Consider the following 23257-nt stretch of genomic DNA (forward strand, 5'->3'; position numbering starts at 1 on the left):
GACGAGGCTCCCCTTGACCACGCCGCTTGCAGAAAAGATCAAGACACTCATCCGGATGAACGGTCCCATCAGCGTGACCGACTATTTCGCGCTGTGCCTGGCCGATCCGGATCACGGTTACTATAAAACGCGCGACCCCTTCGGCGTGAATGGAGATTTCATCACAGCCCCGGAAATCAGCCAGCTTTTCGGCGAAATGCTCGGCATCTTCATGGTGCATGCCTGGCAGCAGCATGGCATGCCGACACCGGTCAATCTCGTCGAGATCGGCCCTGGTCGCGGCACGCTGATGCTCGATATGCTGCGCGTCGTGCGCAAGCTGTCACCCGAACTCTTCGATAGCCTCAATGTTCATATGGTAGAAACCAGCGACCGGCTGCGCGGCGTGCAACGCATCACGCTGGAAGCCTTTTCCGCAAAAATCGCCTGGCATGCCTCTTTCGAGGATGTGCCGGATGGCTTCATGCTGCTGGCTGCCAATGAGCTGTTCGACGCCATCCCGATCCGCCAGTTCATCAAGACGCCGACGGGATACCGCGAACGGCTGGTCGGTCTCAATGCCGATGACGGGCTCAGTTTCGGCATCGGCATCGCCACGCTCGATCCGCTGCTTTTGCCGTCCGGCTCTGGCGGCGAACCGGAAGGCACCGTGCTGGAGATCGCCCCGGCCCGCCAAGCCGTGATGCAAGCGCTCTGCCACCGGCTGAAGCGCAGCGGCGGCACGGCCCTCATTCTCGACTATGGCCATATGGCAAGCTCCTTCGGCGATACCTTGCAGGCGGTCCTGCGCCATGAGTTCGATCCGCCGCTGGCCCATCCGGGCGAAGCAGACCTGACCAGCCATGTGGACTTTGCCGATCTGGCGCGCGTGGCCCGTAGCGCTGGCCTCCAGATCAACGGATGCATGCACCAGGGCGATTTTCTCTATGGCCTGGGCCTTGCCCAGCGGGCGGCAGCCCTTGCACAAGGCAAGGCCGAACCCGAGCAGCATGCCATAGCGGTCGCGGCAAACCGTCTGGCCGGCATAGGGGAAGGCAAGATGGGCGAGCTTTTCAAGGCGCTTGCCGTCTCCAGCCCCTCGGTCAAGCTGTCACCCTTCCGGCCCGTGCGCGACTGACAGCAGACCCTGGCACAGGAGCCGGCGGTTGACATTCTCGCCAAGCCTGGTCCACATTCGCGCCGAAACGAAGCAGCCACGCGCCTGCGGTCGCGCCCATGGGCGCCCCGAAACCCGTTCCGGGACATATCCCTTCCACGACCCTCACAGCGACAGAACAAACGCCAATGCAGGATCTCTTGCCGACGCCGATCGAAAGCACCTTGCTGGCCGCAAACAGCCAGGCCCGCATCAGGCATGGCTTTTTCACGCGCAAGGGCGGCGTCTCCCATGGGATCTATGCAGGGCTGAATGTCGGGCTGGGCTCGAAGGATGATCGCACGCAGGTGCTGGAGAACCGAAGGCGGGTGAGCGCCCATTTCGGCCAACCCCTCGAACGGCTTGCAACCGTCAACCAGGTCCATTCTGCAGACGTCGTCACAATCGATGGCGCCTATGCCGGCGAAAGACCGGCAGCCGATGCGCTGGTCACAAGCACGCCGGGCATCGTGCTGGGCGTGCTTGCAGCCGATTGCGGCCCCATCCTGTTTTCCGATGCAAAAAACGGCGTCATAGGTGCAGCCCATGCCGGCTGGAAAGGTGCGCTGGGCGGTATCGCCGAAAACACCATCGAGGCGATGATCGCCCTTGGAGCCGAACGCCGCGAAATCACCGCCTGCCTCGGCCCCTCGATTGCGCAAGCGAGCTATGAGGTGGGACCGGAATTCGTCACACGCTTTCTCGACGAAGACGAGAGTTTTGCCGAATTCTTCACGCCCTCGAAGAAGCCAGCGCATTTCATGTTCGACCTGCCGGCACTCACCACGCGCCGCCTGCTAAAGGCTGGCGTGCGGGCTGAAAATCTCGGCATCGATACCTATCCGGATGCCGAACACTTCTTTTCCTATCGCCGCACAACCCATGCCGGCGAACCCGACTACGGACGTCAGATCTCAGCGATCGCGATCATGGAGGAATAATATGGCCCTGCATTTCGACAGAAGCGACTATGCCGAACGCCTCGAGCGCCTGACCTCTGCCATGCAGGCAGAAAAACTCGATGCCATGCTGCTATTTGCCCAGGAGAGCATGTACTGGCTGACCGGCTACGACACCTTCGGCTACTGCTTCTTCCAGTGCCTGGTGGTGAAGGCCGATGGGTCGATGACGCTTCTGACGCGCTCGGCAGACCTGCGCCAGGCCCGGCACACTTCCATCCTCGACAATGTGGTGATCTGGGTGGACCGGGTGAATGCCGATCCGACAGTCGACCTGAAGAACCTGCTCAGCGACATGGACCTGCTCGGCTGCCGCATGGGTGTCGAATATGACACCCATGGCATGACCGGTCGCGTCGCCCGCCTGCTCGACAACCAACTCGCATCTTTCTGCGAGATCGGCGACGCCTCCTATCTCGTCAGCCGCTTGCGACTGGTGAAGACCCCCGCCGAGGTTGCGCATGTGGTGCGCGCAGCCGAATTGGCCGATGATGCTCTGGATGCCGCTCTGCCGCTGATATCAGCCGGCGGCAGCGAAGCCGCCATCCTTGCCGCCATGCAGGGCGCTGTCTTTGCCGGCGGCGGCGATTATCCGGCCAATGAATTCATCATCGGCTCGGGCACGGACGCGCTTTTGTGTCGGTACAAGGCCGGACGCCGCACCCTGGACGCCCAGGACCAGCTGACGCTCGAATGGGCCGGCGCCAGCGCCCATTATCACGCCGCGATGATGCGCACCGTGATCGTCGGCCAGCCGACGCCGCGCCACCGTGAACTCTATTCCGCCTGCCGCGAGACCATCCTTGCCATCGAGGAGGTCTTGCGTCCCGGCCACAGTTTCGGTGATGTCTTCGATACCCATGCGCGCATCATCGATGATCGCGGCCTGACGCGCCACCGGCTGAACGCCTGTGGCTATTCGCTAGGCGCCCGCTTCTCGCCCTCCTGGATGGAGCATCAGATGTTCCATGCCGGCAATCCGCAGGAGATCCTGCCCGACATGTCGCTGTTCGTGCACATGATCATCATGGATTCCGACAGTGGCACGGCCATGACGCTGGGCCAGACCTATCTGACGACGCAAGGCTCACCCCGCAGCCTCTCACGCCACGATCTCGACCTGATTCAGCGTTGAGGAGACGGCATCCTTCAGTTGACACTGAGGAAAGTCGAGCCGTACTCTCCTGAACTATTGCGGAGCACGGGGAGAGGACATCGGATGCGCCGGACAGGGCCTGTGCTTGCAATGCCAATGCTCGCCATTCTCCTGTGCGCCTGCAACACATCCGATGCGCTGACGCCGAAAGTGGATATCGGAGGCGGGCTCCGCCCCTCCGCTCCGGTCAGCCAGGCGGACGCCAACCGCATGGCCGCCTTGCCCGATGCGCAGGCCGGTTCCGGCAGGAACCAGAGCTCACAATTTCCGCCACCCGCCACCGGACCGCAGACGACGCTGGAGGCGCAGGCGCGCGCCATAGAGAATGGCAGCAACTCACCGGTGGCCTCGGCGCCTCTGCCACCACTTGCAGGCGCTGAGCAAGCATCCTCGCCGCAAGCAGTTTCTGAGCCTGCGCCGCAACCCGCAGCCGCCTCTCCGCCACCACCCCAGCAGAACACCACACCCACATCGGCAAGCCAGCAGCCCGCCGCCGTGGCCGCCGGTACTATCCGCTTCCTACCCATCATCGGCGCACCCGTTCAGGCCGTCACACCCTTGTCGCGCCAACTCGGCGCCTCCGCGCGCGCCGCCGGCCTCACCATCAAGGCCTCGGCCGATACAACCAGCGAGCATATCCTCAAGGGCTATCTGTCTGCCTTCGAGGACGGGGAGAAGGTCACTGTGGTCTATGTCTGGGATGTGCTGGATGGCGCCGGTGGACGTCTGCACCGTATCCAGGGCCAGGAAACGGCACCGATCACCGGCGGAGACCCCTGGGCAGCCGTGCCGACGGCGACAATGCAGACGATCGGCCAGAAGACTATTCTGGAATATATGCGCTGGCGTCAGACGCAATCCGGGTGACCTGCACCCTGTGCAAGGCTACAAAAGTTCCCCCTGCCCTCATAAAAACGGGGGTCAGGCTATGAACGGTCTTGCATTCGGGGGTGACCTCGGTAAAAGGCCCCCATCCAGCGTCAATACAGGCGGACCCCAATGAAGGTTTTCGCAGGGAATTCGAACCGGCATCTCGCCGACGCGATCTGTTCCTATCTTAATGTCCCTCTCGGGAGAGCCAGCGTCAGAAGGTTCGCAGACCAGGAAATCTTCGTTGAGATCCAGGAAAACGTGCGCGGTGAGGACGTCTTCGTCGTCCAGTCCACGTCCTTTCCGGCCAACGACCACCTGATGGAACTGCTGATCATGATCGACGCATTCCGTCGGTCATCGGCGCGTCGTATTACGGCCGTGCTGCCCTATTTCGGCTATGCCCGTCAGGACCGCAAGGCCGGACCGCGCACGCCGATTTCGGCAAAGCTTGTTGCCAACCTCATCACAGAGGCCGGCGCCGACCGTGTGATGACGCTCGACCTGCATGCAGACCAGATCCAGGGGTTCTTCGATATCCCGACGGACAATCTCTATGCCGTGCCGATTCTGGCCCGCGACGTGCGCGAACACTATGACCTGAAGAACGTCATGGTCGTTTCACCGGATGTCGGCGGTGTCGTGCGGGCACGCTCTCTGGCAAAGCGCATCGGCACCCAGTTGGCGATTGTCGACAAGCGTCGTGAGCGCGCCGGTGAATCCGAGGTCATGAATGTCATCGGTGATGTGAGCGGCAAGGACTGTCTGCTGGTCGATGATATCGTCGATTCCGGCGGCACGCTCTGCAATGCGGCAGAAGCACTGCTAAAAAACGGTGCCACCAGCGTCACCGCCTATATCACGCATGGTGTTCTCTCAGGCGGCGCCGTTGCCCGCGTCAGCTCCTCCATGCTGCGCGAACTGGTGATCACCGACAGTATCCAGGCAACGACTGCCGTCCAGTCGGCGCCCAATATCCGCGTCGTCTCGACTGCTGCCCTGCTCGGCGAAGCAATCAATCGCACCGCGCTCGAACAATCCGTCTCCAGCCTCTTCGACTGAGACTGAGTCTGAGAGAGTGACCAACACAACTCAAAGATGGCCCCGGATGATATTTCCGGGGCTATCTCCTTGGAATTTGACCAACCGTTAAGCACATTTAAACGCCGCCGTGCTGCACTCTCCTGACATCAGAGGGGAGACTGGCAATGTTATCGATAACAAATCGTCGCACGGTATTGTCCAGCGTCAAGGCCAAATTCGCGGCGCTGGTGCTGGGGGCAACACTGGTCTCCTGCCTTTCCGTCGGCGCCATCAGTTATCAGATCGGCAAAACAGGCCTGATCGAAGCCAGCAAGCTGCGTCTTGAATCGGTGGCCGAAAACCAAGCCAAGGCCATTGGCCGCCAGGCCGCCCGCATTGACCAGAGCCTTGGCGAACTGGCCCAGAACACAGCGATCGGTGATGCGGCAGATGTCATCGTCAATCTGCTGCGCGCCGAAACACCGCGTATCCGCGAAGTCTTCCAGATCGCCGGCCAAACGCCGGAGCAGCGGGCGGAAAACACCGGCGCCGGCAAGAAGTTGCTCTATGGCGTGCAGCATGCCGGCATTCACGGCACGATCACCAGCGCGCGGAAAAACACCAATGTCAGTGACATCTATATCATCGATAGCAACGGCATCGTCATTTACACAGTCACGAAAGGCGCCGAATTCCTGACCAATCTGAACGAGGGCGGCGATGCATCGCTGAAATCGATCTTCGACAAGGTCAATAATGGTGGCATGGATGATGTCCATTCGACCGGTTTCATTCCCTTCAAGACTGAAGACAGCGAAACCTCTGCCTTTATCGGCCGTCAGCTGGTCGTCAGCAGCTGGGGAGAGCGAAAGAAGAAGGGCGTCATTCTGGTGCGCATCGCGCCGGCAAAGCTGGCCGCTTCCGTCATTCCCGATGAAATCGGCAAGAGCATTGACGAGGCCTATCTGATTGCCGGCGATGGCGGCATCCGCGCCGGCTCTGCCCGCACGGCTCCGCTCTCGACGGATCTGATCGCCATGGCCGGCGCAACCACCAGCGGCTCGCTATTTGCCGTCTCCGGGTCCGAGCCAATGTTCTACACCTATCTGCCGCTGCAGGTCTTTGGACAGCCACATCTATTGGCCATCGGCCAGAGAGAAAGCCAGGTTCTTTCAGCCGTCAAGGAGCTAGCGGTCTGGGCCGTTCTGGCCACCGCCGCCGTGCTGGTCTGCATGGGCGCCATCGGCCTGCTCGTGGCCTCCGGCCTCACCCGGCCGCTGACGCATCTGGCCGCGCTGATGAACCGTCTGAATGAGGGCGACACATCCATCGACATTTCCTCCGCCAACCGGGCCGACGAGATCGGCACCATGGCGCGCGCACTCGATTCCTTCCGCAGCAATGCGCTCGACAAGGAACGCATGGAGGTAGAAGCCCGCGAACGCGGCGCCGAAATCGAAAGCGAGCGCAGGCAAAACGAGGCGGAGAAGGCCCGCAGCGCCCAGGAACTGCAACGAGCCGTCAGCGCATTGGCAGCCGGCCTGCGTCGCTTAGCACGCGGCGAGTTGAACCTATCGATCGATGAACCCTTTGGCCCGACGCTGGACCAGTTGCGTATCGACTTCAATCAGTCCGTCGAACAGCTGCAAAGCACGCTCCTCATCATAGCCGGCAGCGCCGACACCATTCGCGCTGGCGCCGGCAATCTGAAAGCGGCCTCCGAGCACCTGGCTCACCGCACGGAACGTCAGGCAGTCTCGCTGGAAGAGGCCGCCGCCGCCCTTGCGGAAATGACAGGCTCCATCAACGAGACGCTCAAACAATGCGATACGGCCGTGGATGTGGCGGCCTCCGCCCTCGGCAGCGCCAAGGCCTCCTCCTCCGTCGTCGCCGAGGCCATACTCGCCATGAACAATCTGGAAAATTCATCGGCCAAGATCCGCCAGATCATTGACGTGATCGACCAGATCTCCTTCCAGACCAATCTTCTGGCACTGAATGCCGGCGTGGAAGCCGCTCGTGCTGGTGAAGCCGGCAAGGGCTTTGCGGTCGTGGCGCAGGAAGTGCGCGAACTTGCCCAGCGCTCCTCCACCGCCGCCCGCGATATTTCCGCCCTGATCAACACCTCGACGGCTGATGTCGACAAGGGTGTCGCCCTGGTTCTGAAGACCGGCGAAAGCCTGACGATGATCGAGAGCAGCATCAGCTCGATCAACGACAATATCGGCATCATCGCGCGCACCTCGCATGAGCAATCGGGACGCCTGAATGAAATCTCCTCCTCCGTCACCGATCTTGACCAGGTGACACAGCAGAATGCCGCCATGGTGGAAGAAACGACCGCCGCCGTCTTCTCGCTGTCGCATGAAGCAGACGAACTGGGCGATCAGATCGAACGCTTCACACTGACATCCGACCAATCGGGGCGCCGCGCCGCCTGATCCAGACGCCCGCCACATCGCTTGCCTCCACGGGCCACATGGTTTATAGGGCCCTCGTCCGCGTAGACACCCTTGGAGGCAACGCGGATGAAGCGCATCGGATGATGTCCTTCCAATCCGTCTGCGGTCTCATGCTCGCGGCGGGTTCTCCAAATAACCTCGAAAGGATATGCCATGAGCCACGCATCTTACGAGCTCAAGGCCGAGGCGCGCGAACGGGTTGGTAAGGGGTCCTCCCGTGAACTTCGCCGCAACGGTTTGATTCCTGCCGTCATCTATGGCGACAAGCAGGCCCCGATTTCTATCGCTCTGTCCACCAATGAGGTGACGAAGCGCATCCACGCCGGCGGTTTCATGACCACCGTCGCTTCCATCGTGCTCAACGGCGAGACGATCTCCGTTCTGCCGAAGGACTACCAGCTGGATCCGGTGCGTGATTTCACCATGCACGTCGATTTCCTGCGCGTTTCGGCCGACAGCCAGGTCACCGTTGACGTTCCGGTTCACTTCATCAACGAAGAGAAGTCCGGCATCAAGATCGGTGGCGTTCTGAACATCGTTCGCCACGAAGTCGAAATGATCTGCCCGGCCAACGACATCCCGGAATTCATCACCGTGGACCTCGCAGGCTTCAAGATCGGCGACAGCATCCATATCTCGCATGTCAAGCTGCCCCAGGGCGCAAAGCCGACAATCACCGACCGCGATTTCACCATCGCGACGCTGGTTGCACCGGCGGCTGGCGTGTCCGAAGAAGACGCTGCTTCCGAGTAAGCCCGATCCATCGGACTTTCCTGAAACCCGCCCGGGCAACCGCGGCGGGTTTTTTACGTTCATCCTTTGATTTCGTTAAGCATATTGAGAACTTCAACAAGCGTCGATGCCCGATGGCGCAGTAGATACAGCCTCAACCGCAAGTTATCGCGGAGTTATCGCATCGACGCTTCAGCAATGTTTAATGAATGAATGAAAGCATAGATCAAACAGGGGAATACCCGCGTCATGCCGATCTCGATGATCGGAACCCGTTGCGAAGGATGCAAGCATCCGGTCCCATGCAATAGGTTTCCATCATCGAGACTTGGTATCAATCAGAGCCATCGTCTTTCAAGGGGGCCGAGCGGAGTCGAATGACTCATTCCGTCGAAAGTCGCTTCATTGCGATCATATCTGCCGCACTGCTGATCGTGGTCGCGCCCCTGTTTACGTTGTTTCTCGCCCTTTCGTCGCAGCAGGCGGCCGAAAGCCTGCATGAACATGTCGAAATCCTCATCAATGCCAATGCCCAGGCACTGGCCAAGCCACTCTGGGATCTGGATGTCGAAAGCATTCAGCAGATTACCGGCACCCTTCTCAACGAGAAGGGTATTCGCCTCGTCCACGTGACAGATACGCTCGGCAAACTCGACCTGACCGAAAGCAGCGTGCGCGACGCCAGCGAGACGCTGGAAGTGATGACGAAGCCGATCCTCTACCGCTCGACCGAAGGCATGCGCGAGGTCGGCGCGATCACCATTCGCTATGATCACGTCGGCCTGTTTTCAGCGCTCAGCCATATGGAAACGGCGTTCATATCAATCTTCGTCGTGGCCATCCTGACCGTCGTGGGCGCGGCCATCCTCGGCAACCGGACGATGATCATCCGCCCGCTTCTGAGACTGACGGCTGCCATCGAAGCTACCCGTCGCCTGGGATCGCGCCACCATGTCGACTGGCGCTCCACCGACGAGATGGGCCGTCTGGCAAAAAGCTTCAACGAGATGCAGATCCAACTGGAGCGAGAAGAACGCGAGTTGAAGCGCGCGCATCAGCAGACCACCGAAATCTACAATCTCACGCCGGCAATGCTGTTTTCACTGAACGATGACGACATGATCTGGGCCGTCAGCGAATATTGGCTGCGGGCAACGGGCTATCAGCGCAAGGATGTCATCGGTCGCCCGTTCATCGAACTCGTCGCCGAGGATGATCGTGCCGCCTATACCGAGCGCCAGCAGCAGACCCGTTCGATATCAGGCGTCAGCGGCGTGACCGTGCGCTTCCAATGCGCCGATGGCCGACTGATCGACGTACTGATCCTTGAAACCGTCCTCAAATCGGCCGGCGCCGATCTGCCGGCATCGCTCAGCGTCATGACCGATGTGACGGAACTCAAGCAGTCGGAACTGCGCAATCGCCGCCAGGCCATTTCCGACCACCTGACCGGCCTTCTCAACCGCCAGGGCTTTGAAGGCGTGCTGGACGACAAGATCGCCCTGGCCGACAAGACGGCGACGGATGTCGCCTGTCTGTTCATCGACCTCGACCGGTTCAAGGCGATCAACGACACGCTCGGGCACGCCGCCGGCGACAGCGTGCTATGCCAGTTCGTCGAACGCATCAGGCCGCTGATCCGCCATAGCGACGCCGCAGCCCGCCTCGGCGGCGACGAGTTCGCCTTGCTGATCACGGGACATGGCGCCGAAACGCGCGCCAACGAGATCTGCCAGAAGATCGTCGATCTGTTCGAAGTTCCTTTCAAGGCCGATGGAACAAGCGTGCGTCTGAGCGCCAGTATCGGGCTTGCCTATTATCCGCGCCACGCGACAAGTGCCGCCGAACTGCTCCAGCGCTCCGACATGGCCATGTATGTGCGCAAGCGCGATGGCAAGAACGGCGCCAATATCTATGACGAAGCGATCCTCGAAAGCGCCCGTCAGCGCGCCGAAATCGAAAGCGATATCGAGGTTGCCATCGCGGCCAACTGGTTCGAAGCACATTTCCAACCGATCGTTGCCGTGACCGATGGCCGCATTCTCGGCTTCGAGGCCCTGATGCGCATGCGCCACCCCCGCAAGGGACTGGTTTCGCCGGCAGCGATTATCGATGTTGCGGAAGAAACGGGTTCAATCGGCCAGATCGGCAATCTGATCCTGGAAGATGCGCTGGCCAATCTCGCTCGCGTCTCCAGGCTGCCCGGCATGGATCACACCTATGTGGCGGTCAATTTTTCGCCACTACAATTCGAGCCTGGCCTGCCCACACGCATTGCCGCCATGGCCGGCCGCTACGACATCCTGCCGCAACGCATTGTCGTGGAAATCACCGAGGCCGTGCTGATGCACGACAATCCGGAAATCCGCACCATTCTCGAGCAGGTCCACAAGCTGGGTTGCCGCATCGCACTCGACGATTTCGGCACAGGCTTCTCCTCGCTCAGCTATCTCAGCCGCTTCCCGGTCGATATCGTCAAGATCGACCAGTCATTCGTGCGCTCCATCGGCACCGATGTCGAGGAGGTCGAGCGCAAGAACCGCATGCTGGTTGAAGGTATCAGCGCCATATCGCACAAGATGAACTGTACCGTTGTCGCCGAAGGCGTGGAAACGGTGAAGCAGCACGACCTACTTAAGGAAATCGGCATAGACTGTGCGCAAGGTTATCTCTTTTCCCGTCCCCTCAGCATCATGGATATTCTTGCTAAATTAGACCACAACACAAAGGTTCTGGAAAACCGCGTCGGATGAGTTCATAGTGCACACGGGGATTTTCGGGATGGAGAGGCGCATGTGGCATCTTGTTCTTGCTCTCGGCATGGTGCTTGCGCCGTCCTTTGCCCTATCCGCCGAGATCCGCTTTGCCACAGAACCCTATCCGCCCTTCAGCTTCCAGAATGCCGAGGGCAAGGCCGATGGTGCCGGCGTAAAACAGGTGGAAGCCGTCATGAAAGCGGTGGGAGCCGATATCGGCTATTCCATTGAGGTGATGCCCTGGGCCAGAGCCCTTGCACTGGCTGAGGCCCGTCCCGACCATTGCGTGTTTGCGACAGCGCGAACGCCGGAACGGGAAGCGCGCTTCCAATGGGTCGTCCCGCTGCTGCGCGACATCAATGTGCTTGTCGCCCGGCAGGGGTCGAGCGTCACGGCCACGCGGCTTGAAGAGGCCACGGGCTTTACGGTCGGAACACAGCGCGAGGATTACAGCGAAGCCCTCTTACGCAATGCTGGCTTCACCAAGATCGATCTCAGCGCCAGCTTTGACATTACTTTAGCCAAGCTTCTGGGTCAGCGCATCGAACTGATGGCGATGTCCCTGCCTGTCTACCAGAAGCTGCTGCGCGACAATGTGCCGGTGCGCCTCCTGACGACGCTTTCCGCCCAGGATCTGGGGATTGCCTGCAACAAGGATATCGACACGCAGCTAATCGCTCGTATGCAAAAGGCACTTGATGCCCTGATCGCGAGTGGCGAGCAGGCGAGGATCCAGCAAAGCTTCGGAGTTCCCCCCGTTCGTTAGAAACTATGGCCGCCTGGGGCGCTTGACATCCACTCCATTTCACGATGGAAGGCTTGCCAACGCCAGAAGGATCATTCGCCATGCTGATCATCGCCGGCCTCGGAAATCCGGGCGCCAAATATGCCGGCAACCGCCACAATATCGGCTTCATGGCCGTGGATGCGATCCAGCGTCTGCCGGGCTTTGCCCCGTGGTCGAAGAAGTTCAAGGCGGAGATTTCCGAAGGCGAGCTTGCCGGCGAAAAGGTTCTGCTGATGAAGCCGCAGACCTTCATGAACCTGTCGGGCGAGGCCGTCGGCGAGGCCATGCGCTTCTACAAGCTCGAGCCGGCAAACATCGTCGCCATCTATGACGAGCTGGATCTGGCGCCCGCCAAGGCGCGCATCAAGACCGGTGGCGGCCATGGCGGCCATAATGGCGTCAAATCGCTCGATGCCCATTGCGGCAGGGAGTACCGCCGTCTGCGGCTCGGCATCGGCCATCCGGGCAATAAGGCACTCGTCGAAAATTATGTGCTGGGCGATTTCGCCAAGGTGGACCGCGACTGGCTGGATCTGCTGCTTGGCGCCATTGCCGATAATGCCGCCATGCTGGTGAAGGCCGAGGATTCGCAATTCATGAACCGGCTGGCGCTTGCCGTTGGCGGCAAGACCGAAGACGACCCGGCAAAGCCTGCCAAAGGCGACAAGCCGCAAAAGGCAGGCACCGGCGCGGGCCAGTCGCATATCCGTGCCGCCCGCAACTTCAATCAGCCAAAAGCCCTGCCGACGACCGGACCGATGGCCGATATGCTGAGCAAGATGTTCGGCAAAAAAGAGGATTGAGGGCTGAGCCTCGCGGCGCGTCAGTGCGAAGCGCCCCCCTCTGCCTTGCCAGGCATCTCCCCCTCAAGGGGGAGATTGGCAGGTGGCACCATCGTACGCATTCCAGCAAAACAAGTGCCGTTGGCACGTCGCGTCACCGTCTTGCATCTGAGATTAGCGAGGGATCTGCATCAGCGCTCCATCCGATCTCCCCCCTTGAGGGGGAGATGCCTGGCAAGGCAGAGGGGGGTGAGAGTCGGATCATTGTTGCCCGCTCACTCTCCCCCTACTCCTCCGGTTCGGCCTTGAACATCAGCGGAAAGCCTGCCTCCTTGGCCAGATCCATGGCTTCCGTCACCTTGGTCTCGGCAATATCTTTGGCGCAGACGATTACGACGCAGGATCCCAGCCGATGAGCGGTCATCATCACCCGGTGACCGGCATCCTCGCCGATACGGAAGACGACCTTCAGCACCAGCGTGACGAATTCTCGTGGCGTGTAATCATCATTGAATAGAATGACCTTGTAGAGCTTTGGTCGCTCCAGCTTCGGCGTGGTGATGGTCTTCGGCTTGACGGTGGTTCCGTTCGCCATGACGGGCAGGCCTCCTGATGTCACCTGAGGCGGTGCAGCCAATCGGTTTTGCGATACTGTTACTAGAGATAGGAGATGCGCGCCGCTTGAGCAAGAGAAGCGGCGAAACGGCCCGTAAACAAAGCCTGCACTTGACCCTTTGGCCGCTTTCCCCCATAGCCAAGCCAAGAACGAAATCAAGCACGGGCGGAACCCTTATGGGCTTCAAATGCGGTATCGTCGGTCTGCCGAATGTCGGCAAGTCGACCCTTTTCAACGCGCTGACCAAGACGGCAGCGGCGCAGGCGGCAAACTACCCCTTCTGCACCATTGAACCGAACACCGGCGAAGTGGCCGTGCCGGATCCGCGCATGCAGACGCTGGCCACGGTCGCCGGCTCCAAGGAAATCATCCCGACGCGCATTTCCTTCGTCGATATTGCCGGCCTGGTGCGCGGCGCTTCGAAGGGCGAAGGGCTTGGCAACAAGTTCCTCGCCAATATCCGCGAAGTCGATGCCGTGGTGCATGTGCTGCGCTGCTTCGAGGATGACGACATCACCCATGTCGAAGGCCGCATCAACCCGGTCGGCGATGCCGAGACGATCGAGACCGAGCTGATGCTCGCCGATCTGGAAAGCCTGGAACGCCGCGTCGAGCAGACCCGCAAACGCGCCGCCTCCAAGGACAAGGATTCGGTTGCCCAGCTGCCGATCATGGAAGCAGTGGTGGCGCTGCTCAACGAGGGCAAGCCAGCCCGTCTTCTTCTGAAGACGCTGGCCGCCGACGAAATCGAGATCCTCAAGGGTCTCAACCTTCTGACCTCGCATCCGGTTCTCTATGTCTGCAACGTGGCCGAAGCCGATGCGGTGGATGGCAATGCCCATACCAAGGCGGTTGCGGAGATGGCGAAGTCTCAAGGTGCCGAATGCGTCATCATTTCGGCAGCCATCGAATCGGAAGTCGCCCAGCTGCCGGAAGAAGAAGCCAAGGAATTCCTCTCCGCCCTTGGCCTTGAGGAAGCCGGTCTCGACCGCCTGATCCGCGCCGGCTACCAGTTGCTGCACCTCATCACCTATTTCACCGTCGGGCCGAAGGAAACGCGGGCCTGGACCATCGTTCGCGGCACCAAGGCCCCGGCGGCGGCCGGCGTCATCCATACGGATTTCGAACGTGGCTTCATCCGCGCCTTCACCATCGCCTATGACGACTACATTGCCTACAAGGGCGAAGTGGGCGCCAAGGAAGCCGGCAAGGGCCGCGACGAAGGCAAGGAATATGTCGTGCAGGATGGCGACGTGATCCACTTCCGCTTCAACACCTGATCGATCCACATCCACGATCAAAAAAGGCGCCTGCGGACAGCATGGCGCCTTTTTCATGCCTGTCATTTCCCGAGCCGGTCACTCCGGCAGGAGAAGATTTCCGGACAGGAAGGCCTTGACCGTCGCCCCGAAGACGAAGGCGACAACGAGGGAGACGAAGCCGACCAGCAGCCAGAGCACCGGCGTCATCAGCGGGAACGGATGCGAATGGGAAGCCTTCATGCTGGCAGTGGCAAAGGCGGCGCTGGGAAAGGTATAGCCCCACCAGGACATGGAAAAGGGCACGGTGCGAAACTTGGGCACCAGCAGCAGCATGACGGCGGCAATCAATACCCCATAGCCATAGATTGCCAGCGGCCCCGGCCCGAATCCATCAGTCAGCAGCGAAAGCGCCAGACTGCCAACCGCTGGCGGCGCCAGCAGAATGACCAGACCCGGCCACATCTTGGCCGGCAGGATAGGCCCCGTGGAAATCCGGTAGAGAATGAGCGGCTGCACGATGATCCACAGCAGAGCGCCGAGCCCGAACAGCATCCAGGACAGCGTCATGAAGCCGAGCTTGGCGCCAATCACCGGCGCCAGCACATTGCCGACCAGTGGCAGAAGCAGCGGCGGCGTCAGCGTTGCCGCCTCGCGCGGGCTGACAAGGAGGCTGCGCACGATATAGGCGCCGATCATCAGGTGAATAGCGACAGCCAGCCCCCAGATCGCTGCGGCAGGACCTGCCGCATAGGGAACCAGGCCGCCGGCAATGATCATCAACCCGATCGACAGCCCGCCGGCAAAGGCGCTTCGGATCGGATGCTTGAGATCAGACACCAGTGCCTCGGGATGACGGACAACCCGCAGCACATGCCCGATGAAGATGATGCACCAGAAAATACCGGTTGCCAGCATCAGCCCTTCACCGATGGCTGATGGCGCACCGAGCATGACGGAGGCCTCCCGCCAGGTCATCGCCAGTCCACCCAGCCCCATGGGCACGGAAAACAGCGGTAGCGGAAGGTGACGCAGGCCAGCGGCAGACGGCGAAGGTTCCGGTAATGATGGAGAAATCGAAGATTGAAGAGGGTTCATGAAAATCTCTTTTGATAGAATATCAGGACGCAAGCACTGAAGACCGGGCAGCAGCGGCACCGGGATAGGCCTCAAGGGCTCCAGCGCGTTGCGCCAATGCGACAACCGCCCATAGACCCTCCCGAATTTCCAAGGCATAAACTGCATTCTGCACATCGCAGAGGAGGAAGAAACACCGGATGCAGGCAGATTGGCTCTATTTCGAGGACTTCACGCCGGGGCGGGAATTTCCGCTTGGTCCCCGAACAGTTTCGGCGGAAGAAATCATTGAATTCGCAAAAGAATTTGACCCACAACCAATGCACCTTTCCCAGGAAGCCGGCAAAGCCAGCATTCTGGGCGGGCTATCGGCCTCCGGCTGGCACACGGCCGCGCTGCAGATGCGCATGGTGGTCGACAGCTATATCGGCCATTCCAGCTGCCAGGGCGCACCGGGCGTCGATTTCATGGACTGGAAGAAACCCGTGCTGGCCGGCGACACGTTGAACGGTCGCGGCATCGTCACGGAGGCACGCATCCTGCGCAGCCGGCCGGGCCTTGGCCTGGTGCGCATGCGCACGGAACTGGATAACCAGCGAGGCGAAACGGTCTGCATTGCCGAACAGGTGATCATGTTTCGCATGCGCGAGCCACAGCAGGAGGCGACCCCATGAGACTGGCCGAACTCACGCCGATCGGCACGCGCATCGAGACGGGCACGCTGGAATTCACCGCAGACGACATCATCCGTTATGCCAGCAAATTCGATCCGCAGCCCTTCCACATTGATGCCGAAGCCGCCAAGACCTTTGTCTTCGGCGCCCTCTGCGCCTCGGGCTGGCATACCTGCGCCGGCTGGATGAAGACATTCCTGGCCCATTGGGCAGAGGAATCGGCCAGACTGAAGGGCCAGGGCATCAAGCCGCCGAAGCTTGGCCCCTCGCCCGGCTTCAAGAACCTCAAATGGATGCGCCCGGTGTTTGCCGGAGACCGCATCAGCTATTCCGTTACGCTGCTCGACAGCCGGGAACTTGCCTCGCGTCCCGGCACCTGGCTGAATTCCACCTTCAACGAAGGCGTCAACCAGAATGGCGAGGTGGTCATCCGCTTTGAAAGCAGCGTGCTGGAATTCACCTGACCGGACAGCGCCGGCGAAAGCGCTGGTGGATCAGCGGGTTGCGACCACCACCACGCCGGCGCCGACCATGGCTGCACCCGCTCCACGGTTCAGCCGTCTGACCGCGCGCGGATTGCGCAGCATGCGACGCGCGCGACCGGCCAGAACCACATGCGCGCCTATCACCACTGCCTCAACCAGGAGGATGACGAGTGCAAGGCTTGCCGCAGCCCCCAGCGTCAGATTTGGCCCGACGACATTGGGCAAAAGCGCGATGTAGAAGAGCGGCATTTTCGGATTGCCGAGATTGAGCACCACGCCGGCCAGAAAACCGCGACGCAGATCGCCGGCCTCCGTCATCGGGCCTTCCTGCGGCACCACGACCGGGGATGTCCACATGCGAATGCCCATCCAGATGAGATAGGCAGCGCCCGCATAGCGCAGCACGGTCATCACCACGCCCATTTCGCCGGCCAGCGCCGACAGGCCAAAGGCCGCCAGAAACAGGAAAATGAGAATGCCGGTCACGGTGCCCAGACCATAGGCTATGCCGGAGGCCGCACCATTGTGAATGGTACGGGCAAGGATGGTCATATTGTCCGGGCCGGGACTGGCGGCAAACACAAAAAACGTCGCCCCGAAGGCGATCAGCGTGTGAAGATCCATCATTACTCCCCAAGGCTTGTTGTTGGCGAGAAGGTTAGCGCACGGCACGCCCCAGCCACAAGCCCAGAGAAATCAGGGATCAGTGCCCGTCGAAGGAGACGAGCGTGCGCACCTCGACGCCGAGCGCCTCAAGCTTCTGGCGCCCGCCAAGCTCCGGCAGGTCGATGACGAAACAGGCCGACACGACATCGGCGCCCAGCTGGCGCAACAACTTCACTGCGCCTTCGGCCGTGCCGCCGGTGGCAATCAGGTCATCGCAGAGGATCACCTTGTCGCCCGGCTTGACCGCATCGACATGCATTTCCATCTCATCGACGCCATATTCCAGGCTATAGGCCACGCGCACCGTGGTGTGCGGCAGCTTGCCCTTCTTGCGGATCGGCACGAAACCCGAAGAGAGCTGGTGCGCCATGGCACCGCCAAGGATAAAGCCGCGCGCCTCGATGCCGGCGACCTGATCGATCGCCAGATCGGCATAAGGCTTGACCAGTTCGTCCACGGCACTGCGGAAGGCGACGGCATCGCCCAGAAGCGTGGTGATGTCGCGAAAGATGATCCCCGGCTTCGGGTAGTCGTGAATGGCGCGGATGGAGGCGGCAAGCGTCGTTGCGATATTGGACATCAGGTCTTCCGATGAATGGATAAGTTTGAAAGAGAACGCTCGTCTTGAAATGCGAAAGGCGGCCCCAGGACCGCCTTTCTAACCATCATACCGGCAAGGCTCAATGTTCCTTGTTGGAATAGACTGATTTCTTGGTGAGATAGATCAGGATGGTGAAGATCGCCAAAAACACCATGACCATGAAGCCGGTGCGCTTGCGCTCTTCCAGATGCGGCTCTGCAGCCCACATCAGGAAGGCCGAGATATCCTTGGCATACTGGTCCAGTGTTTCGGGGGAACCGTCCTCATAGGTCACCTGACCGTCGGACAGCGGCGGGGCCATGGCAAGCGCCGCAGCATTGGCGAAATACGGGTTGTAATGCGTGCCCGTCGCCACTTCGACACCGACCGGCGGCTCCTGGTAGCCGGTCAGCAGGGAGTAGATATAATCCGGCCCACCCTGCTGATACTGTGTGAAGATATCGATGACGAACTGCGGAAAACCACGCGTGATACCACGCGCCTTGGCGATCAGCGAGAAATCCGGCGGGGCAGCGCCATTGTTGGACGCAGCAGCCGCCTGGGCATTGGCAAAGGGTGCCGGGAAGTGGTCGGACGGCACTGCCTTGCGGGTAAACATATCGCCCGCTTCGTTCGGTCCGTCCTGCACTTCGTAATTGGCGGCAAAGGCCTTTACCTGGGCATCCGAATAACCAAGTGCCTCCAGGGTGCGGAAGGACACAAGGTTCATGGAATGACAGGCTGCACAGACTTCCGTGTAGATCTTCAGCCCGCGCTGCAACTGGCCCTTGTCATAATTGCCGAACGGCCCGGCAAAGCTCCAGTCCACCTCACGCGGCTTGTGGATCGGGTAATGCGGCGTTCCGCCTTCGGCATGCGCCCCCTCCTCGGCGGCGCTCACGCCGGTCGCAAGACCGGCAATCAGCGCCAGGGACAGGAGGCCTTTTATAAGCATTTTCATCGTTTTGTCCTCTCGGTCTCTGGCGTCAGGCGCGCATGTCGGCGGTCGCGGTGCCGTTCTTTTGCAGAACAGCTTCCGTGATGGAGTTCGGAATGCGCCGCGGCGTCTCGACCAGGCCGAGAATCGGCATGATGACGAGGAAGAAGCCGAAGTAGTAGAGAGTGCCGATCTGCGACAGGATGACATAAATGCCATCGGCCGGCATGGCACCCAGCCACCCCAGGATGATCGCATTCACGACAAACAGCCAGTAGAACAGCTTGTACCAGGGACGGTACACGGCCGAGCGAACCTTGGACGTATCGAGCCAGGGCAGGAAGAAGAGCACGATGATGGCGCCGAACATGACCAGAACGCCGCCGAGCTTCGAATCGATCGGACCGACATTGAAGGTGATGGCGCGCAGCATGGCGTAGAAGGGTAGATAGTACCATTCAGGCACGATATGCGCCGGGGTCTTCAGGGCATCGGCCGGAATGTAGTTGTCCGGGTGACCGAGATAGTTCGGCATGTAGAAGACGAACCAGGCATAGGCCATTAGGAATACGGACACACCGAGTGCATCCTTCAGAGTCGCATAGGGCGTGAAGGGAACCGTGTCGGTCTTGGTCTTCACCTCGACGCCGGTCGGGTTCGTCTGGCCAGTCACATGCAGTGCCCAGATATGCAGGATCACCACGCCGACGATCATGAAGGGCAGCAGGTAATGCAGCGAGAAGAAACGGTTCAGCGTCGGCTGGTCGACGGCAAAGCCACCGAGCAGGAATTGCTGGATCCACTCGCCAACCAGGGGGAAGGCGGAGAAGAAGCCGGTGATGACCGTCGCACCCCAGAAGGACATCTGGCCCCAAGGCAGAACATAGCCCATGAAGCCGGTGGCCATCATCAGGAGGTAGATGACGACGCCCAGGATCCAGAGGATTTCGCGCGGCGCCTTGTAGGAGCCGTAGTAGAGGCCACGGGCAATGTGCAGATAGACGGCGATAAAGAAGAACGATGCACCATTGGCATGCATGTAGCGCAGCAGCCAGCCATGATTGACGTCGCGCATGATCTTTTCGACGGAATTGAAGGCCACCGTCGTTTCAGCTGCATAATGCATGGCCAGAACAATGCCGGTCAGGATCTGAACGATCAGCATGACCGCCAGCATGGCACCGAATGTGTAGGCATAGTTGAGGTTGCGCGGCACCGGATAGGCCACGAAACTGTCATACATCATGCGCGGCAGGGGAAGCCGCGCGTCGATCCATTTTTCAAGGCCAGTGGATGGCTGGTAATTGGAATGCCCGCTCATGCTGTGTCCCCTCACCCGATCCGGATCACTGTATCGGAAGCAAATGTAAATGTCGGAATGGCCAGGTTCTGCGGCGCCGGGCCTTTGCGAATACGGCCCGCCGTATCGTAGTGCGAGCCATGGCAGGGACAGAACCAACCGCCGAAGTCCCCGGCCTGGCCAAGCGGCACACAGCCCAGATGAGTGCAGGAACCGATCATGACGATCCAGTTTTCCTTGCCTTCGCCGGCCGACCGGTCAACGTCGGTCGCCTGCGCTTCGGCCGCGATATTGGCGTTGCGTGCCACCGGATCCTTCAGATCGGCCAGCGCCACGGCCTTGCCTTCGGCAATTTCCTGTTCGGTGCGGTTGCGGATGAAGACCGGCTTGCCGCGCCATTTGACGGTCAGCGACATGCCCGGCGCCACGCTCGAAACATCCACCTCGATGGAGGCCAGCGCCAGCGTCGATGCGTCAGGCCGCATCTGGTCGATGAAAGGCCATGCGACGGACACTGCGCCCACTGCGCCTGCCATGCCTGTCGTCAGATAAAGGAAATCGCGGCGAGTAGGCTCGCCCACGCTTCCGCTATTCGTGTCGTGCTCGCTCACGGTCAAACCATCCTCTGCACATAAATGTGATGAATACTCATTGCCCCTCGCCCCTTCACAATCCAATTCGGACACAATTGGACCTTACTCCCCACTCAAATTTTTAAGCTTCACCCGACAATAAGTCTAGCCTCCGCACCAGCATATGGGCACATTGTCGCGGGTGCGGGAACCGCGAAACCCTGCATAGCGCAAGATTTTTTCGCAACGCATTGTTTCAGATCAAGTCAGAGCCGGTATTTGCTGCGCTGCACGCGCAGATGGTCGATTCGCCATCGGTCATCCGCGGCAAAATTGCTGCGCTGCACAGTCAAAGATGCCCGAATGCTGGGCAGAGCCTTCAGCTGCCCTCCAGGTCAAGTTGCAAACGCAGCCAAATATGGTGATCGGCTGTGATCCGCATCACAAGCTGATTCGCATCATCAGATGCCTGCAACCCGAACCAAAGGCCAGATGCAGATATTACGCAGGCTCATCGATTGCCAGGAAGCCGCCGGACTGACGCGACCAGAGTTCGGAATAGAGACCGCCTGCGGCGACAAGCTGGGCATGCGTTCCCTCCTCCACAATACGGCCTTTGTCCATGACAATCAGCCGATCGAGCGCTGCAATCGTCGATAGCCGGTGGGCGATAGCCAGCACAGTCTTGCCGTGCATCAACTGGTCGAGGTTAGACTGGATGGCCGCCTCCACCTCTGAATCCAGTGCAGAGGTTGCCTCGTCGAGCACGAGGATGGGAGCATCTTTCAGCATGACACGGGCAATGGCGATGCGTTGGCGCTGGCCGCCCGACAGCTTGACGCCGCGTTCGCCCACATGCGCATCAAATCCGCTGCGCCGCCGCTGGTCTTCCAGCGACAGGATGAAACCGTCAGCCTCCGCCCTCTGTGCCGCGAGCAGCAATTGCGCCTCATCGGCTCCCGGCTTGCCAAACAGGATATTGTCGCGGATGGAGCGATGCAGAAGCGAGGTATCCTGCGTCACCATGCCGATCTGCGCGCGCAGCGATTCCTGGCGGACCTTGGCGATATCCTGCCCGTCAATCAGAATGCGCCCCTCTTCCACATCGTAGAAACGCAGAAGCAGGTTGACGAGCGTCGATTTTCCCGCGCCGGAGCGCCCGACAATGCCGACTTTTTCGCCCGGCCGAATGGCAAGGTCCATATGTTCGATGACGCCCTTGCCGCGCCCGTAGTGAAAGCTGACATTCTCAAAGCGGATGTCTGGCTGGCGCACAATCAAATCCGGTGCATCCGGCACGTCCTCAAGCCCGATCGGCTGCGAGATCAACTCCGCAGCATTCTGGACCGTACCGAAATTGCGCATGATGCCGTTGAATTGCGTCATCAGCCGGCCAAGCAGGAAATTCAGCCGCAGCACAAGCGCCAGTGTAAAGGCCACAGCACCGGCGCTGATCCGGTTATCCAGCCATAGATGGATGCACAGCGCCGCCATGCTGGTGATCATCACGCCCGACAGAAGCGCCATGGACGCGCGCACGCCGGTAATGAAGCGGGTAAACATCATGGTCGAGGTCTGGAAAGTATCAAACCCCTCGCGCATATAGCGGTCGTTTGCCTCATCACGCCCAAACAGACGCAGCGTCTGGATATTGCTGTAGGAATCCACCATGCGGCCGTTCAGCATGGAGGCGGCCTCTGCCGTATCCTTCGAATGGGCGCGGATGCGCGGCACGAAATAGCGGGCGAGGAAGGAGAAAATGCCGACCCAGACGAGAACGATCATTGCCAACCGCCAGTCCAGCCCGCCGATCAGCGCCAACATCGAGACCGAATAGATGGCCACGAACCAGACGCTTTCCATGAGCGAGGTCACGAGATCGCCGGCGGCCTGCCCGCCCGACCAGACCTTGGTAACGATGCGTCCAGCAAAATCATTCTGAAAGAAGGATAGCGACTGGCGCGCCACATGCTGATAGGACTGCCAACGCACGAGATTGTAGAAGCCCGGCGTAATCACCTGCTGGTCAACCAGTGCCGTCGTCATGGTCACGAGAAAGCGCACCAGCCCGATCAGCACCAGCATTCCGGCAAGCTCATAGCCATGAGTGGCGAGAAGCCCCGACCAGCCTGCCGCACGATCGACGGTTGCCAGAATATCGACAAGCCGACCCACGAACCAGAAGAGAGCCGCCTCGATAGCAGCCGTCAGGCCGCCCAGCACCAGCATGGCGAGGAAGGGTGTCTTTGCCTGGCGCACATAGAACCAGATGAAGGCAACAGTGGTGCGCGGCGGACGCAGCTCCCGCCGTTGGGCGAAGGGCTGGATGCGGGTTTCGAAGAAGCGGAACAGCGTATCGATCATGCTGATCGGTATAGGGCCTTTCGCGCCGGCAACAAGTATGGCGCGGCTTAAATCTTGGCAATGTC

21 protein-coding genes are annotated in these 23257 nt (G+C 60.4%); 13 read left to right on the plus strand and 8 right to left on the minus strand.

Annotation, left to right across the window (positions count from 1 at the left end; all coding sequences use genetic code 11):
• Nucleotides 1-13: 13 nt before the first annotated feature.
• From E8M77_RS09165 to pth, 10 genes are all read left to right on the plus strand, one after another.
• Nucleotides 14-1117: a class I SAM-dependent methyltransferase gene (locus E8M77_RS09165; RefSeq protein WP_137130314.1), complete on the plus strand. Its 1104-nt coding sequence runs from the start codon at nucleotides 14-16 to the stop codon at nucleotides 1115-1117.
• A gap of 167 nt (nucleotides 1118-1284) precedes the next feature.
• Nucleotides 1285-2076, plus strand: coding sequence for a peptidoglycan editing factor PgeF (pgeF, locus tag E8M77_RS09170; protein WP_137130315.1), 792 nt, complete (start codon nucleotides 1285-1287; stop codon nucleotides 2074-2076).
• 1 nt (nucleotide 2077) lies between these two features.
• The gene (locus tag E8M77_RS09175; RefSeq protein ID WP_137130316.1) at nucleotides 2078-3229 is read left to right on the plus strand and encodes a Xaa-Pro peptidase family protein; all 1152 of its coding nucleotides are present in this window, start codon (nucleotides 2078-2080) and stop codon (nucleotides 3227-3229) included.
• Between the two features lie 111 nt (nucleotides 3230-3340).
• On the plus strand, nucleotides 3341-4117 hold the full coding sequence (locus tag E8M77_RS09180; RefSeq protein ID WP_246659196.1) for a hypothetical protein: 777 nt from the start codon (nucleotides 3341-3343) through the stop codon (nucleotides 4115-4117).
• Between the two features lie 132 nt (nucleotides 4118-4249).
• Nucleotides 4250-5182, plus strand: coding sequence for a ribose-phosphate pyrophosphokinase (locus E8M77_RS09185; protein WP_137130318.1), 933 nt, complete (start codon nucleotides 4250-4252; stop codon nucleotides 5180-5182).
• Between the two features lie 146 nt (nucleotides 5183-5328).
• Nucleotides 5329-7584, plus strand: coding sequence for a methyl-accepting chemotaxis protein (locus E8M77_RS09190; protein WP_137130319.1), 2256 nt, complete (start codon nucleotides 5329-5331; stop codon nucleotides 7582-7584).
• A 174-nt stretch (nucleotides 7585-7758) separates the two neighbouring features.
• A complete protein-coding gene (locus tag E8M77_RS09195) occupies nucleotides 7759-8358 on the plus strand; it encodes a 50S ribosomal protein L25/general stress protein Ctc (RefSeq protein WP_137130320.1) in 600 nt (199 codons plus the stop codon).
• Between the two features lie 356 nt (nucleotides 8359-8714).
• Nucleotides 8715-11090, plus strand: a complete 2376-nt coding sequence (locus E8M77_RS09200; protein WP_137130321.1) for a bifunctional diguanylate cyclase/phosphodiesterase — start codon at nucleotides 8715-8717, stop codon at nucleotides 11088-11090.
• 40 nt (nucleotides 11091-11130) lie between these two features.
• Nucleotides 11131-11859: a transporter substrate-binding domain-containing protein gene (locus E8M77_RS09205; RefSeq protein ID WP_246659181.1), complete on the plus strand. Its 729-nt coding sequence runs from the start codon at nucleotides 11131-11133 to the stop codon at nucleotides 11857-11859.
• A gap of 80 nt (nucleotides 11860-11939) precedes the next feature.
• Nucleotides 11940-12683, plus strand: coding sequence for an aminoacyl-tRNA hydrolase (gene pth, locus E8M77_RS09210; protein ID WP_137130322.1), 744 nt, complete (start codon nucleotides 11940-11942; stop codon nucleotides 12681-12683).
• 265 nt (nucleotides 12684-12948) lie between these two features.
• Here pth and clpS read toward each other — a convergent pair whose 3' ends face one another.
• Entirely contained in the window at nucleotides 12949-13257 is a 309-nt protein-coding gene (clpS, locus tag E8M77_RS09220; RefSeq protein WP_137130323.1) for an ATP-dependent Clp protease adapter ClpS, read from the minus strand.
• A gap of 197 nt (nucleotides 13258-13454) precedes the next feature.
• Here clpS and ychF point away from each other — a divergent pair, with 197 nt between their 5' ends.
• A complete protein-coding gene (gene ychF, locus E8M77_RS09225) occupies nucleotides 13455-14558 on the plus strand; it encodes a redox-regulated ATPase YchF (RefSeq protein WP_137130324.1) in 1104 nt (367 codons plus the stop codon).
• 78 nt (nucleotides 14559-14636) lie between these two features.
• Here ychF and E8M77_RS09230 read toward each other — a convergent pair whose 3' ends face one another.
• Nucleotides 14637-15635, minus strand: coding sequence for an SLAC1 anion channel family protein (locus E8M77_RS09230; RefSeq protein ID WP_170975801.1), 999 nt, complete (start codon nucleotides 15633-15635; stop codon nucleotides 14637-14639).
• 179 nt (nucleotides 15636-15814) lie between these two features.
• On the opposite strand from E8M77_RS09230, the gene E8M77_RS09235 reads away from it, so the two are divergent.
• A complete protein-coding gene (locus E8M77_RS09235; RefSeq protein WP_137130326.1) occupies nucleotides 15815-16288 on the plus strand; it encodes a MaoC family dehydratase in 474 nt (157 codons plus the stop codon).
• Nucleotides 16285-16752, plus strand: a complete 468-nt coding sequence (locus E8M77_RS09240; RefSeq protein WP_137130327.1) for a MaoC family dehydratase — start codon at nucleotides 16285-16287, stop codon at nucleotides 16750-16752. Before E8M77_RS09235 ends, E8M77_RS09240 begins: the two co-directional genes overlap by 4 nt.
• 30 nt (nucleotides 16753-16782) lie before the next feature.
• On the opposite strand, the gene E8M77_RS09245 is transcribed toward E8M77_RS09240, so the two are convergent.
• The 6 genes from E8M77_RS09245 to E8M77_RS09270 form a co-directional block, all read right to left on the minus strand.
• Nucleotides 16783-17397: a LysE family translocator gene (locus E8M77_RS09245; protein WP_137130328.1), complete on the minus strand. Its 615-nt coding sequence runs from the start codon at nucleotides 17395-17397 to the stop codon at nucleotides 16783-16785.
• Between the two features lie 79 nt (nucleotides 17398-17476).
• Nucleotides 17477-18019, minus strand: coding sequence for an adenine phosphoribosyltransferase (locus E8M77_RS09250; RefSeq protein WP_137130329.1), 543 nt, complete (start codon nucleotides 18017-18019; stop codon nucleotides 17477-17479).
• Nucleotides 18020-18119: 100 nt separating this feature from the next.
• Nucleotides 18120-18980, minus strand: coding sequence for a cytochrome c1 (locus tag E8M77_RS09255; RefSeq protein WP_137130330.1), 861 nt, complete (start codon nucleotides 18978-18980; stop codon nucleotides 18120-18122).
• Between the two features lie 25 nt (nucleotides 18981-19005).
• A complete protein-coding gene (locus tag E8M77_RS09260) occupies nucleotides 19006-20277 on the minus strand; it encodes a cytochrome b N-terminal domain-containing protein (RefSeq protein ID WP_137130331.1) in 1272 nt (423 codons plus the stop codon).
• Between the two features lie 11 nt (nucleotides 20278-20288).
• Complete coding sequence (gene petA, locus E8M77_RS09265) at nucleotides 20289-20867, minus strand: ubiquinol-cytochrome c reductase iron-sulfur subunit (protein ID WP_137130332.1); 579 nt, start codon at nucleotides 20865-20867, stop codon at nucleotides 20289-20291.
• A 462-nt stretch (nucleotides 20868-21329) separates the two neighbouring features.
• A complete protein-coding gene (locus E8M77_RS09270; protein ID WP_137130333.1) occupies nucleotides 21330-23192 on the minus strand; it encodes an ABC transporter ATP-binding protein in 1863 nt (620 codons plus the stop codon).
• Between the last annotated feature and the right edge of the window lie 65 nt (nucleotides 23193-23257).

Origin of the sequence: Rhizobium sp. FY34 (genome assembly GCF_005222845.1) — a bacterium.
Lineage (GTDB): Bacteria > Pseudomonadota > Alphaproteobacteria > Rhizobiales > Rhizobiaceae > Neorhizobium.

Excerpts from the sequence above, each read along its gene's own strand:
- E8M77_RS09175 (WP_137130316.1), top strand. The coding sequence starts at position 2,078 with ATGGCCCTGCATTTCGACAGAAGCGACTATGCCGAACGCCTCGAGCGC.
- E8M77_RS09230 (WP_170975801.1), bottom strand. The coding sequence starts at position 15,635 with ATGAACCCTCTTCAATCTTCGATTTCTCCATCATTACCGGAACCTTCG.
- E8M77_RS09260 (WP_137130331.1), bottom strand. The coding sequence starts at position 20,277 with ATGAGCGGGCATTCCAATTACCAGCCATCCACTGGCCTTGAAAAATGG.
- E8M77_RS09255 (WP_137130330.1), bottom strand. The coding sequence starts at position 18,980 with ATGAAAATGCTTATAAAAGGCCTCCTGTCCCTGGCGCTGATTGCCGGT.
- E8M77_RS09240 (WP_137130327.1), top strand. The coding sequence starts at position 16,285 with ATGAGACTGGCCGAACTCACGCCGATCGGCACGCGCATCGAGACGGGC.
- E8M77_RS09245 (WP_137130328.1), bottom strand. The coding sequence starts at position 17,397 with ATGGATCTTCACACGCTGATCGCCTTCGGGGCGACGTTTTTTGTGTTT.
- ychF (WP_137130324.1), top strand. The coding sequence starts at position 13,455 with ATGGGCTTCAAATGCGGTATCGTCGGTCTGCCGAATGTCGGCAAGTCG.
- E8M77_RS09190 (WP_137130319.1), top strand. The coding sequence starts at position 5,329 with ATGTTATCGATAACAAATCGTCGCACGGTATTGTCCAGCGTCAAGGCC.
- clpS (WP_137130323.1), bottom strand. The coding sequence starts at position 13,257 with ATGGCGAACGGAACCACCGTCAAGCCGAAGACCATCACCACGCCGAAG.
- pgeF (WP_137130315.1), top strand. The coding sequence starts at position 1,285 with ATGCAGGATCTCTTGCCGACGCCGATCGAAAGCACCTTGCTGGCCGCA.
- E8M77_RS09200 (WP_137130321.1), top strand. The coding sequence starts at position 8,715 with ATGACTCATTCCGTCGAAAGTCGCTTCATTGCGATCATATCTGCCGCA.
- E8M77_RS09185 (WP_137130318.1), top strand. The coding sequence starts at position 4,250 with ATGAAGGTTTTCGCAGGGAATTCGAACCGGCATCTCGCCGACGCGATC.
- E8M77_RS09180 (WP_246659196.1), top strand. The coding sequence starts at position 3,341 with ATGCCAATGCTCGCCATTCTCCTGTGCGCCTGCAACACATCCGATGCG.
- E8M77_RS09250 (WP_137130329.1), bottom strand. The coding sequence starts at position 18,019 with ATGTCCAATATCGCAACGACGCTTGCCGCCTCCATCCGCGCCATTCAC.
- pth (WP_137130322.1), top strand. The coding sequence starts at position 11,940 with ATGCTGATCATCGCCGGCCTCGGAAATCCGGGCGCCAAATATGCCGGC.
- E8M77_RS09195 (WP_137130320.1), top strand. The coding sequence starts at position 7,759 with ATGAGCCACGCATCTTACGAGCTCAAGGCCGAGGCGCGCGAACGGGTT.
- E8M77_RS09205 (WP_246659181.1), top strand. The coding sequence starts at position 11,131 with ATGTGGCATCTTGTTCTTGCTCTCGGCATGGTGCTTGCGCCGTCCTTT.
- E8M77_RS09235 (WP_137130326.1), top strand. The coding sequence starts at position 15,815 with ATGCAGGCAGATTGGCTCTATTTCGAGGACTTCACGCCGGGGCGGGAA.
- E8M77_RS09270 (WP_137130333.1), bottom strand. The coding sequence starts at position 23,192 with ATGATCGATACGCTGTTCCGCTTCTTCGAAACCCGCATCCAGCCCTTC.